Source organism: Pseudoduganella namucuonensis (assembly GCF_900116645.1).
GTDB classification, from domain to species: Bacteria; Pseudomonadota; Gammaproteobacteria; order Burkholderiales; family Burkholderiaceae_D; genus Rugamonas; species Rugamonas namucuonensis.
Window position 1 is genome coordinate 47575 of sequence record NZ_FPBO01000016.1, and the last position, 15594, is coordinate 63168.

Annotated in this window: 14 protein-coding genes; 3 read left to right on the forward strand and 11 right to left on the reverse strand. The window is 65.5% G+C overall.

The annotated features are described in order from the left end of the window. Nucleotides 1-3: 3 nt before the first annotated feature. The 8 genes from BM436_RS17510 to BM436_RS17545 all read right to left on the reverse strand — a co-directional run bounded on the left by BM436_RS17510 (nt 4) and on the right by BM436_RS17545 (nt 9598). Nucleotides 4-783, reverse strand: coding sequence for an enoyl-CoA hydratase (locus BM436_RS17510; protein WP_093556816.1), 780 nt, complete (start codon nt 781-783; stop codon nt 4-6). A gap of 77 nt (nt 784-860) precedes the next feature. Next, nucleotides 861-2057: an acetyl-CoA C-acyltransferase gene (locus BM436_RS17515; protein WP_093556817.1), complete on the reverse strand. Its 1197-nt coding sequence runs from the start codon at nt 2055-2057 to the stop codon at nt 861-863. A gap of 14 nt (nt 2058-2071) precedes the next feature. Continuing rightward, on the reverse strand, nt 2072-4471 hold the full coding sequence (locus BM436_RS17520; protein WP_093556818.1) for a 3-hydroxyacyl-CoA dehydrogenase/enoyl-CoA hydratase family protein: 2400 nt from the start codon (nt 4469-4471) through the stop codon (nt 2072-2074). Nucleotides 4472-4484: 13 nt separating this feature from the next. Next, on the reverse strand, nt 4485-6275 hold the full coding sequence (locus BM436_RS17525; protein WP_093556819.1) for an acyl-CoA dehydrogenase C-terminal domain-containing protein: 1791 nt from the start codon (nt 6273-6275) through the stop codon (nt 4485-4487). Nucleotides 6276-6362: 87 nt separating this feature from the next. Beyond that, nucleotides 6363-6953, reverse strand: a complete 591-nt coding sequence (locus BM436_RS17530) for a TetR/AcrR family transcriptional regulator (RefSeq protein ID WP_093556820.1) — start codon at nt 6951-6953, stop codon at nt 6363-6365. Nucleotides 6954-7240: 287 nt separating this feature from the next. Continuing rightward, nucleotides 7241-7621 carry an RNA-binding S4 domain-containing protein gene (locus BM436_RS17535; protein ID WP_093556821.1) on the reverse strand — a complete coding sequence of 127 codons (381 nt, stop codon included), beginning with the start codon at nt 7619-7621 and terminating at the stop codon, nt 7241-7243. Continuing rightward, the gene (gene clsB / locus BM436_RS17540) at nt 7618-8781 is read right to left on the reverse strand and encodes a cardiolipin synthase ClsB (protein ID WP_093556822.1); all 1164 of its coding nucleotides are present in this window, start codon (nt 8779-8781) and stop codon (nt 7618-7620) included. The genes BM436_RS17535 and clsB overlap by 4 nt, the downstream gene beginning before the upstream one ends. A gap of 7 nt (nt 8782-8788) precedes the next feature. Continuing rightward, nucleotides 8789-9598: an endonuclease/exonuclease/phosphatase family protein gene (locus BM436_RS17545; protein ID WP_093556823.1), complete on the reverse strand. Its 810-nt coding sequence runs from the start codon at nt 9596-9598 to the stop codon at nt 8789-8791. Between the two features lie 204 nt (nt 9599-9802). Between BM436_RS17545 and BM436_RS17550 the strand changes: the two genes are divergently transcribed. Genes BM436_RS17550 through BM436_RS17560 form a run of 3 tightly spaced genes read left to right on the forward strand, consistent with a single transcriptional unit; the run spans nt 9803 to nt 12609 of the window. After that, complete coding sequence (locus BM436_RS17550; protein ID WP_143133207.1) at nt 9803-10819, forward strand: hypothetical protein; 1017 nt, start codon at nt 9803-9805, stop codon at nt 10817-10819. Beyond that, nucleotides 10816-12177, forward strand: a complete 1362-nt coding sequence (locus tag BM436_RS17555) for an adenylate/guanylate cyclase domain-containing protein (RefSeq protein WP_143133209.1) — start codon at nt 10816-10818, stop codon at nt 12175-12177. Before BM436_RS17550 ends, BM436_RS17555 begins: the two co-directional genes overlap by 4 nt. A 54-nt stretch (nt 12178-12231) precedes the next feature. Next, nucleotides 12232-12609, forward strand: coding sequence for a cupin domain-containing protein (locus BM436_RS17560; RefSeq protein WP_093556826.1), 378 nt, complete (start codon nt 12232-12234; stop codon nt 12607-12609). An 8-nt stretch (nt 12610-12617) separates the two neighbouring features. On the opposite strand, the gene BM436_RS17565 is transcribed toward BM436_RS17560, so the two are convergent. The 3 genes from BM436_RS17565 to aspS all read right to left on the reverse strand — a co-directional run bounded on the left by BM436_RS17565 (nt 12618) and on the right by aspS (nt 15588). Beyond that, nucleotides 12618-13199: an NnrU family protein gene (locus BM436_RS17565; protein WP_093556827.1), complete on the reverse strand. Its 582-nt coding sequence runs from the start codon at nt 13197-13199 to the stop codon at nt 12618-12620. 73 nt (nt 13200-13272) lie between these two features. Next, nucleotides 13273-13734: a dihydroneopterin triphosphate diphosphatase gene (gene nudB / locus BM436_RS17570; protein WP_093556828.1), complete on the reverse strand. Its 462-nt coding sequence runs from the start codon at nt 13732-13734 to the stop codon at nt 13273-13275. A gap of 48 nt (nt 13735-13782) precedes the next feature. Further along, on the reverse strand, nt 13783-15588 hold the full coding sequence (gene aspS / locus BM436_RS17575; protein WP_177307295.1) for an aspartate--tRNA ligase: 1806 nt from the start codon (nt 15586-15588) through the stop codon (nt 13783-13785). Between the last annotated feature and the right edge of the window lie 6 nt (nt 15589-15594).

Sequence of the window (15594 nt, forward strand, 5' to 3'; positions counted from 1 at the left end):
CGTTCAAGCAAACTTGCTGAAATCCGGCTTGCGCTTCTCGAAGAAGGCGGTGAAGGCTTCCTTGGCTTCCGGCGCCAGCAGCATCTCGCCGAACAGCTTGCCCTCGGCGAGCATCACGGTCTGCATCGCGTCGGCCTTGGCGGACTTCATCAGGCGCTTGGTGTTGCGGATCGAGGTGGCGGGCAGCGCGACCAGCTTGGCCGCTTGCGCCTGCGCGTAGGCCAGCACGTCGGCGGCCGGCAGCACTTTCGACACCAGCCCCATGTCGTAGGCCTCCTGCGCCAGGAAGGGCTCGCCCAGCATCAGCTTCTCGGCCGCGCGTGCGTGGCCGGCGATTTGCGGCAGCAGGGCGCTGGACGCGAACTCGGGGCACAGGCCCAGTTGCGCGAACGGCACCGAGAACTTGGCGTTGTCGGCCGCGTAGACCAGGTCGCAGTGCAGCAGCAGGGTGGTGCCGATGCCGATGGCCGCGCCGGACACCGCCGCCACCACGGGCTTGCTGGCGCCGCTCAGCGCGCGCATGAACTGGAACACGGGGCGGTCGGTGAACACCGCGTCGGCGGCCGGCTGCGCCGTTTTCAGGAAGTCGTCCAGGTCGTTCCCGGCGGTGAAGATCTCCGGCTTGCCGGTGATCAGGATGGCGCGCACGGACACGTCCCGCTCGGCCTCGTTGATCGCGTCGGCCAGGGCCTGGTACATGGCCGTGGTGATGGCGTTCTTGCGCTCCAGGCGGTTGAATTCGAGCGTGAGGACGCCGTTCGCTTTGCTGCTCAGAATATCCATAAATCCAGTCTCCTTGTGATTGAAAAAAAGGCGCCGGGGTTGTGCCTCGGCGCCTTCGTTTTGGTATGCGGCGGTGCTTATACGCGTTCGATGATACCGGCCGCGCCCATGCCCGCGCCTACGCACATGGTGACCATGCCATATTTGAGGCTGTTGCGACGCAGGGCGTGCACCACGGTGGCGGCGCGGATGGCGCCGGTGGCGCCCAGCGGGTGGCCCAGGGCGATCGCGCCGCCCATCGGGTTGACCTTGCTGGTGTCCAGGTTCAGGTCGCGGATGACGGCCAGCGCCTGGGCGGCGAATGCTTCATTGAGTTCGATCCAGTCCAGCTGGTCCTGGGTGATGCCGGCGGCCGCGCAGGCCGCTGGAATCGCCACTTTCGGGCCGATGCCCATGATCTCCGGCGGCACGCCGCGCACGGCGAACGAGGAGAACTTGGCCAGCGGGGTCAGGTTGTGTTCGCGCAGGATCTTTTCGGACACCACGATCAGCGCGCCGGCGCCGTCGGACATCTGCGAGGAGGTGGCGGCGGTGACGGTGCCCTTGGCGGCGAAGACCGGCTTCAGCTTGCCCATGGTTTCCATGGTGGCGTCGGCGCGCGCGCCCTCGTCCTTGTCGACCACGCGCTTGCCGACCTTGATCTCGCCGGTGCGCAGGTCGGGGGTGCGGGTAATGATCTCGACCGGGGTGGTCTCGTCCTTGAAGTAGCCCGCTTCCTGCGCGGCGATCGCCTTGCGGTGCGATTCCAGGCCGAAGGCGTCCTGGTCTTCGCGCGAGATCTTCCATTGCTGGGCGACCTTCTCGGCGGTCAGGCCCATGCCGTAGGCCAGGCCCACGTTCTCGTCCTTGAAGGTGTCCATGTTGATCGACGGGTGGTGGCCCATCATCGGCACCATCGACATCGATTCGACGCCGCCGGCGATCATCACGTCGGCCTCGCCGACGCGGATGCGGTCGGCCGCCATGGCCAGGGCGGTGATGCCCGAGGCGCAGTAGCGGTTGACGGTGACGCCGCCCACGGTGTTCGGCAGGCCGGCCAGCACCACCGAGTTGCGGGCGATGTTGAAGCCCTGCTCCGCTTCCGGGAACGAGCAGCCGATGATGGCGTCGACGATCAGCGCCGGGTCCAGGCCCGGCACGGCGGCCATGGCGCCCTTGATCGCGGCGACCAGCAGGTCGTCCGGACGGGTGGTTTTGAACATGCCGCGCGGCGCCTTGCCGATCGGGGTGCGGGTCGCCGCGACGATGTATGCGTCTTGAAGTTGTTTGCTCATTGTGTGCTCTCGAATTAGTTCCGCACCGGCTTGCCGGTCTGCAGCATGCCCATGATGCGCTCTTGCGTCTTCGGATGGTTCAGCAGTTCCAGGAAGGCTTTACGCTCCAGGTCCAGCAGCCATTGCTCGCTCACCACGCTGCCCTGGTCGATGTCGCCGCCGGACACGATCTCGGCGATCATGTCCCCCAGTTTGAAGTCGTGCGCCGAGATGAAGCCGCCGTCGCGCATGTTGACCAGCTGGCCCTTGATGGTGGCCCAGCCGTAGCGGCCGGTCACGGTCACGGGGCGCTGCAGCGGCGCGCGGTAGCCCGCGTCGAACATGGAGCGCGCGGTCACCTTGGCCACGTGCAGCAGTTCGTACGGGTTGAACACGATCACATCGTCTTCCTTCAGGTAGCCCATGGCCTTCGCTTCCAGCGCGGACTTGGACACTTGCGCGGTGGCCGCGTTGGTGAAGCCGGCTTTCAGGAATTGCAGGATGTCGTTGCCCTTGGCTTCCCTGGCGGCGCGCACGGCCGCTTCCTTCAGGCCGCCGCCGGCCGGGATCAGGCCCACGCCCACTTCCACCAGGCCGATGTAGGACTCGATCGAGGCCACGCGCTTGGACGCGTGCAGCGCCAGCTCGCAGCCGCCGCCCAGGGCCAGGCCAGCCACCGCCGCCACGACGGGCACGTTGGAGTACTTCATGGCCATGAAGGTGTCTTGCAGTTCCTTGATGATGGGGTCGACCGCCTTCGCGCCGCCGGCCATGAAGGCCGGCAGTGCCGATTGCAGGTCGGCGCCGGCCGAGAAGGCGCCGCCGTCGGCCGCGTCCGCGCTCCAGATCACCAGGCCCTTGTAGCCTTGGGCGGCTTCTTCCAAACCTTTTTTCAAGCCCTTGATGACGCCGTCGCCGATCACGTGCATCTTGGTCTTCAGCGAGATCACCAGCACCTCGTCGCCGGAGTGCCACAGGCGCACCGAGTCGTCTTCGAACACGGTGGTGCCGGCCTTGGTGCCGTCCACGGCGCCGCTGCCGAACACCGGCGCGCGGAATTCCTGGCGCTTGTACACGTCCAGCGTCGAACGCGGCACGAAGCCCTTGGAGATGGCGGAGTACGAACCTTCAGGCGTATGCACGCCCTTCTCGGCGACCTGGCCTTCGAACACCCAGGCCGGCAGCGGCGCGCCGCACAGCGCCTGGCCGGCGTCGATGTCTTCCTTGACCCACTGGGCGATCTGGCCCCAGCCCGCCGCCTGCCACGTTTCGAACGGGCCGGTTTTCCAGCCGAAGCCCCAGCGCATGGCGAAGTCGATGTCGCGCGCGTTGTCGGCGATGCTTTCCAGGTGCAGCGCGATGTAGTGGAACACGTCGCGGAAGATCGCCCACAGGAACTGGCCTTGCGGGTTGGTCGACTCGCGCAGCGCCTTCATCTTCTTGACCGGATCCTTTTCCTTCAGGATGCGGGCGATGATGTCGGCCGCCTTGGCGCCACCGGGCACGTATTCACCGGTGGCGAAGTCCAGGCGCAGGATGTCCTTGCCGACCTTCTTGTAGAAGCCGCCGCCGGTCTTGGAACCGAGCGCGCCCTTTTCCACCAGCTTGCTCAGCACTTCGGGGGTCTTGTAGATGGCCGCGAACGGATCTTCCGGCAGGTAGTCCTGCATGGTCTTGATCACGTGGCCCATGGTGTCCAGGCCGACCACGTCCGCCGTGCGGAAGGTGCCGGAGCTGGCGCGGCCCAGCTTGGAGCCGGTCAGGTCGTCGACCACGTCCACCGACAGGCCGTACTTCTCGGCTTCGTGGATGGTGGCCAGGATGCCGAACACGCCGACACGGTTGGCGATGAAGTTCGGCGTGTCCTTGGCGCGCACGACGCCCTTGCCCAGGGTGGTGGTCAGGAACGCTTCCAGCTGGTCCAGGATCTCCGGCTTGGTCGACGTGGTCGGGATCAGTTCCACCAGGTGCATATAGCGCGGCGGGTTGAAGAAGTGCACGCCGCAAAAGCGCGCCTTCAGTTCGTCGCTGAAGCCCTCGGCCAGCTTGTTGATCGACAGACCCGAGGTGTTCGAGGCGAAAATCGCGTTCGGGGCGATGTGCGGGCCGACCTTCTTGTACAGGTCGTGCTTCCAGTCCATGCGCTCGGCGATGGCTTCGATGATCACGTCGCAGCCGGCCAGCAGGTCCAGGTTGTCCTCGTAGTTGGCGACCTGGATCAGTTCCGCGTCGGCCTTGTCGCCGAACGGCGCCGGCGACATCTTCTTCAGGTTCTCGATGGCGCGCAGGACGATGCCGTTCTTCGGCGTACCCTCCTTGCCTGGCAAATCAAACAGGACGACCGGCACCTTGGCGTTGACGCAGTGGGCGGCGATCTGCGCACCCATCACGCCCGCGCCCAGCACGGCTACTTTTTTCACGTTGAAGTTGCTCATGTTTTTCCTTTAATTAGAACAGGTCGGCGTCCAGGGCCATCAGGTTGGCTGCGCCCGAGCGCGCCTGGCGGATCAGGGTTGCGGTTTCCGGCTGCAGGCGGGCGAAGTAGAAGCGCGCCGTCGCCAGCTTGGCTTTGTAGAAGTTGTCGCCGCTGTCTTGCTTCTCCAGCGCGATCTTCGCCATCTGCGCGAAGAAGTAGCTGTACACCATGTGGCCCACGACGCGCAGGTAAGGCACGGCGGCGGCGCCCACCTCGTCCTGGTTCTGGAAGGCCTTCATGCCGATTTCCATGGTCAGCTTGCCGACCTTGTCGCCCAGGTCGCCCAGCGGGGTGACGAATTCGGACATGGCCTCGTCGGTGCCGTTTTCCTCGACGAAGGCCTTGACCTTCTCGCCGAACTTGCGCAGCTTGGCGCCGTTGTCCATCAGGATCTTGCGGCCCAGCAGGTCCAGCGCCTGGATGGTGTTGGTGCCTTCGTAGATCAGGTTGATGCGCGCGTCGCGCACGTACTGCTCCATGCCCCATTCGGAGATGTAGCCGTGGCCGCCGAACACCTGCATCGCCTCCGAGGTGGCGATCCAGCCGTTGTCGGTGATGAAGGCCTTGACGATCGGGGTCAAGAGCGCGACCTCGTCGGCGGCTTCCTTGCGCACTTCCTCGTCCGGGTGGTTCAGTTCGCGGTCGATCTGCAGCGCGACGTAGGAGGTGAAGGCGCGGCCGCCCTCGGCGTAGGCCTTGGCGGTCAGCAGCATGCGGCGCACGTCCGGGTGCACGATGATCGGGTCGGCCGGGCCTTCCGGGTTCTTCACGCCGGACAGGCTGCGCATCTGCAGGCGGTCCTTGGCGTACACCAGCGCGTTCTGGTAGGCCACCTCGGTCAGGCCCAGCGACTGCATGCCCACGCCCAGGCGGGCCGCGTTCATGAACACGAACATGGCGTTCAGGCCCTTGTTCGGCTGGCCGATGATCCAGCCCTTCACGCCGTCCAGGTTCATCTGGCAGGTCGAGTTGCCGTGGATGCCCATCTTCTCTTCGATGGCGCCGCAGGTGATCGGGTTGCGCTCGCCGATGCCGCCGTCGGCGGTCGGCAGGAACTTCGGCACCAGGAACAGCGAAATGCCTTTCGAGCCTTCGGGCGCGTCCGGCACGCGGGCCAGCACCAGGTGCAGGATGTTTTCCGACATGTCGTGCTCGCCGGCCGAGATGAAGATCTTGGCGCCGGTGATGTTCCACGAGCCGTCCGCGTTCGGGATGGCCTTGGTGCGCAGCATGCCCAGGTCGGTGCCGCAGTGCGGTTCGGTCAGGCACATGGTGCCGGTCCATTCGCCGGAGACCAGTTTCGGCAGGTACAGGCGCTTCTGCTCGTCGGTGCCGTGTTCCTTCAGGCACTCGTAGGCGCCGTGCGACAGTCCGGGGTACATGGTCCAGGCCTGGTTCGACGAGTTCAGCATCTCGTAGAAGGAGTTGTTCAGCACGATGGGCAGGCCCTGGCCGCCGAATTCGGGGTCGCACGCCAGCGCGGCCCAGCCGCCTTCGACGTATTGCTTGTAAGCCTCTTTGAATCCTTTCGGAGTGGTCACCGACTTGGTGGCCGCGTCATGGTGGCAGCCTTCGCGGTCGCCCGAGTGGTTCAGGGGGAACAGCACCTCGGAGGTGAACTTCGCGCCCTCTTCCAGCACCTGGTTGATGATGTCGGCGTCGGTGTCGGCGTGGGCCGGCAGTTCCTTCAGCTGCTCTTCAACCTTCAAGAACTCGTGCAGCACGAACTGCATATCCCGGATTGGTGCGACGTATTGACCCATGATTATCTCCTGACGGCTAATTACAAATTAAGTGAAGGCTGGCTGCGGTTCGCCCGCGGCTGCCGTGCGGCCGCCCGACTGCTGCGGCTACGAATTCCTGTATGTCTCAATCAAACGCTCAAAGCCCGCCTTCGCCCGCTCGACCGTCCCCGGGGTACGGAGAAAGCGCGCATCGTGATGCACCGCCAGGATCAGGCCGTACATCTCGTACACCAGCTGCTGCGCGTCGGTGCCCGGCTTCAAATCGCCGGTCTCGATCGACTGCTGCACACCGCGCAGCAGGGCGCCCTGCCAGGCCGACACCATCGACACCAGTTCCTCGCGGATCGGTCCCGGGCGGTCGTCGTATTCGACGGCGCCGCTGATGTAGATGCAGCCGGAGGCGATCTCCTCGCTGACGCGCGAAATCCAGTGCGCGAACATGGCCCGCAGGCGGGGCAAACCGCGCGGTTCCTTGATGCTGGGGAAGAACACCTCCTGCTCGAAACGGTGGTGATACAGTTTCAAGACTTCCAGCTGCAAGTCCTCGCGCGAACCGAAGTGCGCGAACACCCCCGATTTGCTCATGTTCATCTTGTCCGCGAGCAAGCCGATGGTCAGGCCTTCCAAACCGTCCCGGCTGGCCAGTTCCAGCGCCGTGTCCAGGATGGCTGCGCGAGTTAATTCGCCCTTGCGCATAAATTTGATTGAAGTATTAATAGTTGCCACTCAAAGTAGTAATCCAAGTCGGAGAGCTTATTTTCCACCACTTGGATTTGCTTCGTGTGAAAAGAATTGCGAACGCTCGTACTATTATCCACGGGCGGATAAAAGTCAAACGGCTTCGTTAGAGGCGGGACACTATTGGTGCGTCGCAACACGCGGCGGGCGGAATTAGTGCAGTCGTGCGTTTTCCGCAACGCCCGCCGCCGCCGGAAAAACACCCCGGGGTTGAAAATTAACCCTGGGGTGTTTTTTCGGGCGGCCTATTCGTCGTGGAAGCGGCCGAGCTCGCGGCGGTCGCGCTTGGTGGGACGGCCCTTGAAGTCGGCGCCGGGTTCGCGGAACAGTTTGCGGCGCTCCTGCTCCGCGGCGCGGCGGGCCACGCTGGCCTCGCTTTCCTCGTAGAGCAGGCGGGCCACGGGCGCGCCTTCGCGCTTGTCGGAAATCCCCAACACCAGCACTTCCCACTCGTCGGAGCCGTTGTCGATGGCCAGCCTGTCGCCCAGTTTGACGGCGCGCGCGGTTTTCACCTTGTCGCCGCCCACCTTGACCTTGCCGCTTTCCACGGCGTCGGCGGCCAGCGAGCGGGTCTTGAAGAAGCGGGCCGCCCACAGCCATTTGTCGATGCGCACATTGTCTTTCACGCGTATTTCCCCACCGCGAAAATCCGCATCAGCAGCTTGTAGACGACGAAGGCGGCCTCGTAGCCGACGCGGCGGAACACGCCCACGTGGGCGTATTCGTGTTCATGGATGACGACGCCGTCGGCGATCGCCTGTTCGATGTGGCGGCGCAGGCTGCGCGCGAAGTCGGCGTCCTTGATGACGACGTTGGCCTCCTGGTTCAGGAACAGGCTCAGGCCGTCGACATTGCTGGAGCCGACCGTGGCCCAGTTGTCGTCGATGACGGCCACCTTGGCGTGCAGCTGGGTCTTGTGGTACTCGACCACCTTGACGCCGGCGGCCAGCAGCTTGGGATAGAAGGAATGGGCCACCGCGTCCTGCAGCCAGATCTCGCCCACGCCGATCAGCAGCACCACTTCCACGCCGCGCTGGGCGGCCTTGGCCAGCGCGTGGCGGAACTTGCGCCCCGGCGCGAAATAGGGGTTGGCGATCAGCACGCTCTTGCGCGCCCGGCCCAGCGCCTGCAGGTAGGCGCGCTGGATGGTGGCGCGGTTGCGCAGGTTGTCGCGCACCACGAAGCCGGCTTGCACCGTGCTCTGGCGGGCGATCTTGTTGACCTTGCGCATCTCGTTGTACAGGCCGATGCGCTTGATCAGGCTCATCTTGCCCAGGCGCTGCCACTGCGTCTGCGCCTCCTGGTGGATGGAGTGCACCAGCGGCCCGCGCACGGCCACCGCGAAGTCCCAGCGCGGGGCGGACAGGCAGATGCTGTGGTCGTAGTCGCAGAACATGTCGTCGTTGATGTTGATGCCGCCGACGAAGGCCACGTCGCGGTCCACCACGCAGATCTTGCGGTGGGTGCGCGTGACGCCGCGCTTGAACCAGGGATTGAAGATGCGGTGCTCGGCGCCCGCCTCGCGCAGCATGGCGTCGATGCGCGCGGCCTGCGTGTGGCCGGTGCCGAACCAGTCGGTGATGACGCGCACCACCACGCCGCGCCGGGCGGCGGCGGTCAGCGCCGAGAGCACCGACTGGCCCGTCTCGTCGCCGGCGAAGATGTAGGTCTCGAAATAGACTTCGTACTGCGCCGCGTTGATCGCCTCCACCAGGGCGGGAAAGTAATCCGTGCCGCAGTACAACAGCCTGACTTCGTTGTCAGCGATGAAATTAACCGAGCGCATACGCCCTTCAGTTCAGTTGCAGGGTCGCCACGATGGGCGAGTGGTCCGATAGTTTAGCCCATGCCGCGCCATGCAGCACTTGCGCCGCCTCCACCTGGAAACCGCGCACATAGATGCGGTCCAGGCGGAAGAAGGGCAAGGCCGCCGGGAAGGTGCGGGCGGGACTGAGGGCGGCCTTGCGCCGCGCCAGGGTACGGACCAGGTCGCCCAGCGCGGAGTTCGAGCCGATCTCGTCGAAGACCTCGACCACGCCCAGGGCCTTGCGCAGGGTGGCGCTGAGGGTGTTGCGCCAGTCGTTGAAATCGCCGGCGATGATCACCGGCTCGTTGTTGGGCGCGGTGGACGAGACCGCCTCTATCAGCGCCTGCACCTGGCGGGTGCGCCCGCCCTCGAACAGGCCCAGGTGCACCACGTAGCAGTGCACCGGCACGTGTTCCGTCTCGATCACGCAGTGCAGGATGCCGCGCGCCTCGTAGGCGTGGTCCGAGATGTCGGTGTTGCTCCAATGCGCGATGGGGAAGTTGCTCAGCAGCGCGTTGCCGTGGTGGCCGTGGTCGTAGACCGCGTTCATGCCGTAGGCCACGTGGCGGCCGTCGTCGGCGAAGAACTCGTGCTGCGCCGCCTGCGGCCAGTGGCGGTGGCCGTTGGTCTCGCAGCCGAACTTCTCGGCGATGCGGTCGTGCTTGCCCTGCACTTCCTGCAGGAACACGACATCGGCATCGAATTGCGCGATGGCCTGCTTGAGCGCGTGCACCCGCGGATGGCTGCGGTATGACATGCCCTTGTGGATGTTATAGGTGGCAACACGGATTTTCATGAACCCATTCTAACCCCAACAGCTTGCTTGCCGTACAGCTATTGTGCGCGGGGGCTTCGGTGCGGCGGACCACAGACGCGGCCGGTCCGGCAAGCTAGGCGGCTCGCCCGCCACCCTGTGCGGCCTTGCAACAACGCCGCTATTTCTGTATGGAATTTCGCCTTCTTCATATATTCTAGATAAGTTGCCAAGGAGGAATCGCTTATGTGGGGTCGAAAAGCGCGCGCTTGCGCCATGGCGGCGATGGCCTTCGCCGCCAATCCGGCGCTGGCCGAGGATTACGCCGCGCACGGCTTCGCCCTGCGTTTCCCGGCCGCGCTGGCCAGGTTTTCGTCCTATGGCGACGTGGCCGGCTACGGCGGCGCCTCGGCCGGCAGCCGCTACCCCAGCAGCGTCAATCCGGCGGCCACGGACTGGATCGCGCCGCAGGGCGGCGGCTATGTGCTCAGCCCGCAATACAGCCGCCTGCGTTTCGCCAACGCGCCCGACCTGAAGATTTCCACCTTGTCCGCCGGCGCCAGCGTGCCGGGACTGGGAGGCTTCCAGCCCTCCTACACCCGCATCGCCAACGACGGCCCGCAGCGCGGCGATTTCCTGCTGCTCGACGGCCACGCTGCCCAACTGCAATGGGGCGGAAAACTCGGCGGGGAGCTGGCCCTGGGCGTCAACCTCAACACGTCCCGCTTCCGCAGCAGGGCCGGCCTGGGCGGCATGTTGCTGGCCGACGGCGCCACCGAGACCGACGGACTGAAGCTGGGTCTGCTGTGGGTCCCGTCGGCGCGGCTGTCGGCCGGCCTGATGGCCGATTACGCCCGCGCGCGGGCCGACACCGCCGCGCTCGATCCGGGCTGCCTGTGCAGCGTGCGGTTCAGCGACCGCAGCCACAGCCGCGCCGTGCGCGCCGGACTCAATTACGCGTACGACGGGCAATCATCGGTGTACGCCGACGTGCTGCGGGCGCGCTACACCGGGATCGACGGCGCCATGACATCGCGCATCCTGTTCGCCGGGCTGGAACAGCAGCTGCGGCCCTGGTTGTTCCTGCGCGGCGGCCTGGCCCACGACCGCGGCGGCCACACCGGCCAGACCCTGGGCCTGGGCCTGACGCCCGCCCCTTACCTCGTCATCGACCTGGCCTACCAGCGCGACATGTTCCCCGAGCTGCGGCCCGAGTTCGGACGCTCCAGCCTGTTCAACTTCTCGGTGGGGATACTCTGGTGAGGGACGAGCGCCCCACTCCGGACGAAGGCGCCGGGCCGGCCGGCGTGCCGCGGCAGGCGCGGCGCAGGCTGCGCTTCAGCGACCCGGCCTGGGAGGCGCTGTACCGCAAGGCGCAGCGGGAGGAGCTGGTCGCAGCCTCGCGCTGGGGCCTGCTGGTGGCGTTGATCCTGGCGCTGGCCTTCATGTGGCAGGACACGATGTTGTCGTCCAACGGCCACGTGGCCACCAACATCCGCATCTACCTGGTGGTGCCGCTGTGCCTGGGCACGTGGTACGCGCTCCGGCAGCGGCCGCTGTTGGGCTACGCGGAGCTCATCATCTCGAGCTTCCTGCTGCTGTATTCCGTGCTGATCGCGGCCATCTTCCTGGTGTTCGAGCCGGGCTTTTACGGCCTGTCCGGTTCGGTCGGCGAGGGCAACTTCATCATGATCATCCTGGCCACGTTCACGCTGTCCTGCCTGCGGCCGCCGTGGGCGCTGGGCGTGGCGGCCGCGGTGCTGGCGATCTACACGGCCGGCAACCTGCTGTGGACCGCCGTGGACACGGAACAGTTCCTGAACGGCCATTTCTCCAACGCGGTCATGACGATGGCGCTGGGCGCCGCCACCTGCTGCCTGTTCGACATGCTGCGCCGGCGCCAGTTCATCACGCTGCGCACGCTGGAGATGGAAAAGGAGCGCTACAAGGAGCTGCTGTACAACCTGGTGCCGCACAAGATCGCCACGCGCATCGAGGGCGGCGAGTTCCCCATCGCCGATTCGCACGCGGAGATCGCGGTGCTGTTCTCGGACCTGGTCGGCTTCACCACGCTCACCCAGCAGATCGCGCCGCGCACGCTGGTGCAACTGCTCAACGAGCTGTTCTTCGAATACGACCTGGCGGCCGAGCGCCTCGGCGTGGAAAAGATCAAGACCATCGGCGACGGCTACATGGCCGCCTGCGGACCGCCGGTGGCGGAGGAGCGGCGCACGGTGCTGATCGCGCAACTGGCGCTGGAGATGATCGAAATCACCCGCGCGGTGGCGCTCAAGTACAAGCTGCCGATCGGGGTCCGGGTCGGCATCCACAGCGGCAGCCTGGTGGCCGGCGTGATCGGCAAGAACCGCTACACCTACGACATGTGGGGCGAGTCGGTGAACATGGCCAGCCGGATGGAGTCCAGCGGGCTGCCGAACCGGGTGCAGGCTTCCGAATCCGCCTATCAGCGGCTGGCCGACCGGTTCGCCTTCGAGGCGCGCGGCGAGATCGAGGTCAAGGGCATCGGCCCGGTCCAGGCCTATCTGCTGACGGCGCCGCTGGCCCGGTCCGACGCCACGCCAGGCGGCCATGAAGAGCGCTCCCTGGCCAGGCATGGTTGAATATACCGGGCGGGAACGGGATGCTATAGTGTATCTTTTACCAACAGAGCAGCCATGAAAACTTTTGCGGAGTCAGTCGATCTTGCCGCCGCGTTCGGCACGGTGAACGAACTTTGGTCGCCGAAGGTGATCGCGCAGGTGAACGACCAATATGTGAAGCTGGCCAAGGTGCAAGGCGAGATCACCTGGCACAGCCACGAGCACGAGGACGAACTGTTTTACATCGTGCGCGGCCATCTGCGTATCCATTACGAGGACCGCGTGGTCGATTTGCCGCAGGGTTCGCTGCATGTGGTGCCGCGCGGCGTCCAGCACAAGCCCGTTGCCGACGAGGAGTGCTGGATCATGCTGATCGAAACCGTGACCACCAAGCACACGGGCGATGTTGATATGCCCTACACCAAGACGCTGGAGCAGCAACTCGCGGGTTGATGCGCTCGTCAGACCAGGAAGGGATGCACGCCGATGAGCTTGGCGTGCAGCCAGAAGGCGAACGCGGCCCAGGCGACGATGCCCGCCACGGCGGTGACGACGGTGCCGGAGACCGTGCCGGCGGGATAGACCGCGCCCGTGTGCCGGTCGCGCCGCCGCGCGGCGCGGAAGTCGAGCACGGCCCATAGCAGGAAGGCGCCGAACAGCACGATGTCGGCCAGGTTGCCGTTGGCCAGCAGGTGCGCCAGCGCCCACACTTTCACGCCCAGCACCATCGGATGGTGCAGCTTGGCCTTGATGCCGTTGCGCGGCACGTAGGCGGCCGCGATGAAGATGAAGGAGAACAGCGTCAGCAGCGCGGCCAGGTGGCGCATGCCCGTCGGCGGCACCCACACCACCACGGGCGCCTGCCGCGCCAGGCCGTAGCCCCAGACGATGAGCGCGAAGCCGGCGATCGAGACCAGCGAATACACGCCCTTCCAGCCGTTCTCGCCCAGGCGGGCGCGCATCCGCGTGCGCCAGGACTCGGCGAAGATGCGCACGGAATGCGCGCCCAGGAAGAGCAGCAGGCCAAGGATCAGGATGGTCATCGCGTCGTCTCGCAGAGGTGTGGGACTTTGACGATAAAGCAAAATGGCCAGGCCGGCAACCCGCGATCGACGCCTAGCGGAAGGACGCCAGCTGACGCGGCAGCTGCAGCACCGCCTCGGCGTTCGACGAGGAGAAGCACTGGTCGGCCGCCTCCAGGTAGGGCAGCCACCTGTATTGCACATGCTCGCGCGGACTGAGCAGGATGGGGATGTCGCGCGGCACCTCGACGCTGAACACGTGCTCGGTGTTCAGCGTCACGCCCGGCGCGTAACGGTGCCGCCAGACCGGGTAGATCTCGTAAATGTTGGACAGCTTCCAGTCGCGCAGGACGACGCGCTCGCCGTCGGCGACGATGCCGGTCTCCTCGAACAGCTCGCGCGTGGCCGTGGCCAGCAAGGGCTCGTCGACCGCGTCCAGCGAGCCGGTCACGGACTGCCAATAGCCGGGCTTGTCCGCGCGCTCGATCAGCAGCACCTGCAGGTCGGCGGTGTGGATCACCACCAGGACGGATTCGGGAATCTTGTAGGGCTTCATGCGTTCACATAAAAGAAAAGGCGCCGAGGCGCCTTTTCCATTGCTACATCAACCAGCCACTTTCGGCTCGGCCGCGCGCAGGCGGATGTGCAGCTCTTTCAGCTGCTTCTCGTCCACTTCCGACGGCGCCTGGGTCAGCAGGCACTGGGCGCGCTGGGTTTTCGGGAAGGCGATCACGTCGCGGATCGAATCGGACTTGGTCATCAGGGTCACGATACGGTCCAGGCCGAAGGCCAGGCCGCCGTGCGGAGGCGCGCCGTATTGCAGCGCGTCCAGCAGGAAGCCGAACTTCAGGCGGGCCTCGTCGGCGTCGATCTTCAGCGCGCGGAACACTTTCGACTGCACTTCCTCGCGGTGGATACGGATCGAACCGCCGCCCAGTTCCCAGCCGTTCAGCACCATGTCGTAGGCCTTGGCGATGCAGGCGCCCGGATTGGTTTCCAGCATGTCCTCGTGGCCGTCCTTCGGCGCGGTGAACGGGTGGTGGGTCGCGGTCCAGCGGTCCGCCTCCTCGTCGTATTCGAACATCGGGAAGTCCACCACCCACAGCGGCGCCCACACGTCGTCGAACAGGCCGGCCTTCTTGCCGAACTCGGAGTGGCCGATCTTCACGCGCAGCGCGCCGATGGCGTCGTTCACCACCTTGGCCTTGTCCGCGCCGAAGAAGATCAGGTCGCCGTCCTCGGCGCCGGTCAGTTCCAGGATCTTGGCCAGCGCGTTGTCGTGCAGGTTCTTGACGATCGGCGATTGCAGGCCGTCGCGGCCCTTGGCCTTCTCGTTGACCTTGATGTAGGCCAGGCCCTTGGCGCCGTAGATGGCGACGAACTGGGTGTAGGCGTCGATTTCCGAACGGGGCATGTCGCCGCCCTTCGGCACGCGCAGGCCGACCACGCGGCCGTTCGGCATGTTGGCGGCGCCGGCGAAGACCTTGAAGTCGACGTCCTTCATCACCTCGGTCAGCTCGGTGAACTCGAGCTTGACGCGCATGTCCGGCTTGTCCGAACCGTATTTGCCCATGGCCTCGTAGAAGTCCATCACCGGGAACGGGTTAGGCAGGTCGACCGACATGGTGTTCTTGAAGACCTTGCGGATCATGTCCTCGAACAGGTCGCGGATCTCCTGCTCGTTCAGGAACGAGGTTTCGCAGTCGATCTGGGTGAACTCGGGCTGGCGGTCGGCGCGCAGGTCCTCGTCGCGGAAGCACTTGGTGATCTGGTAGTAGCGGTCGAAGTTGGCCACCATCAGCAGTTGCTTGAACAGCTGCGGCGACTGCGGCAGCGCGAAGAAGTTGCCGGCGTTGACGCGCGACGGCACCAGGTAGTCGCGCGCGCCTTCGGGGGTCGACTTGGTCAGGGTCGGGGTTTCGATGTCGATGAAGCCCAGGTCGTCCAGGTACTTGCGCACTTCCATCGTGACCTTGTAACGCAGGCGCAGGTTGTTCTGCATTTGCGGACGGCGCAGGTCCAGCACGCGGTGGGTCAGGCGGGTGGTCTCGGACAGGTTGTCGTCGTCCAGCTGGAAAGGAACGGCCACGGAGGCGTTCAGCACTTCCAGTTGCGAGCAGACCACTTCGATCTTGCCCGATTTCAGGTTGGCGTTGACGGTGCCGGCCAGGCGGTCCTTGACCACGCCGGTCACGCGCAGGCAGTACTCGTTGCGCACCGATTCGGCGGTCTTGAAGACCTCGGCCTGCTCCGGATTGCAGACCACCTGAACCAGGCCTTCGCGGTCGCGCAGGTCGATGAAGATCACGCCGCCGTGGTCGCGGCGACGGTGTACCCAGCCGCACAGGCTGACGGTTTGTCCGAGCTGGGCTTCAGTGGTGAGGCCGCAGTAGTGAGTGCGCATAGACATGGTTTA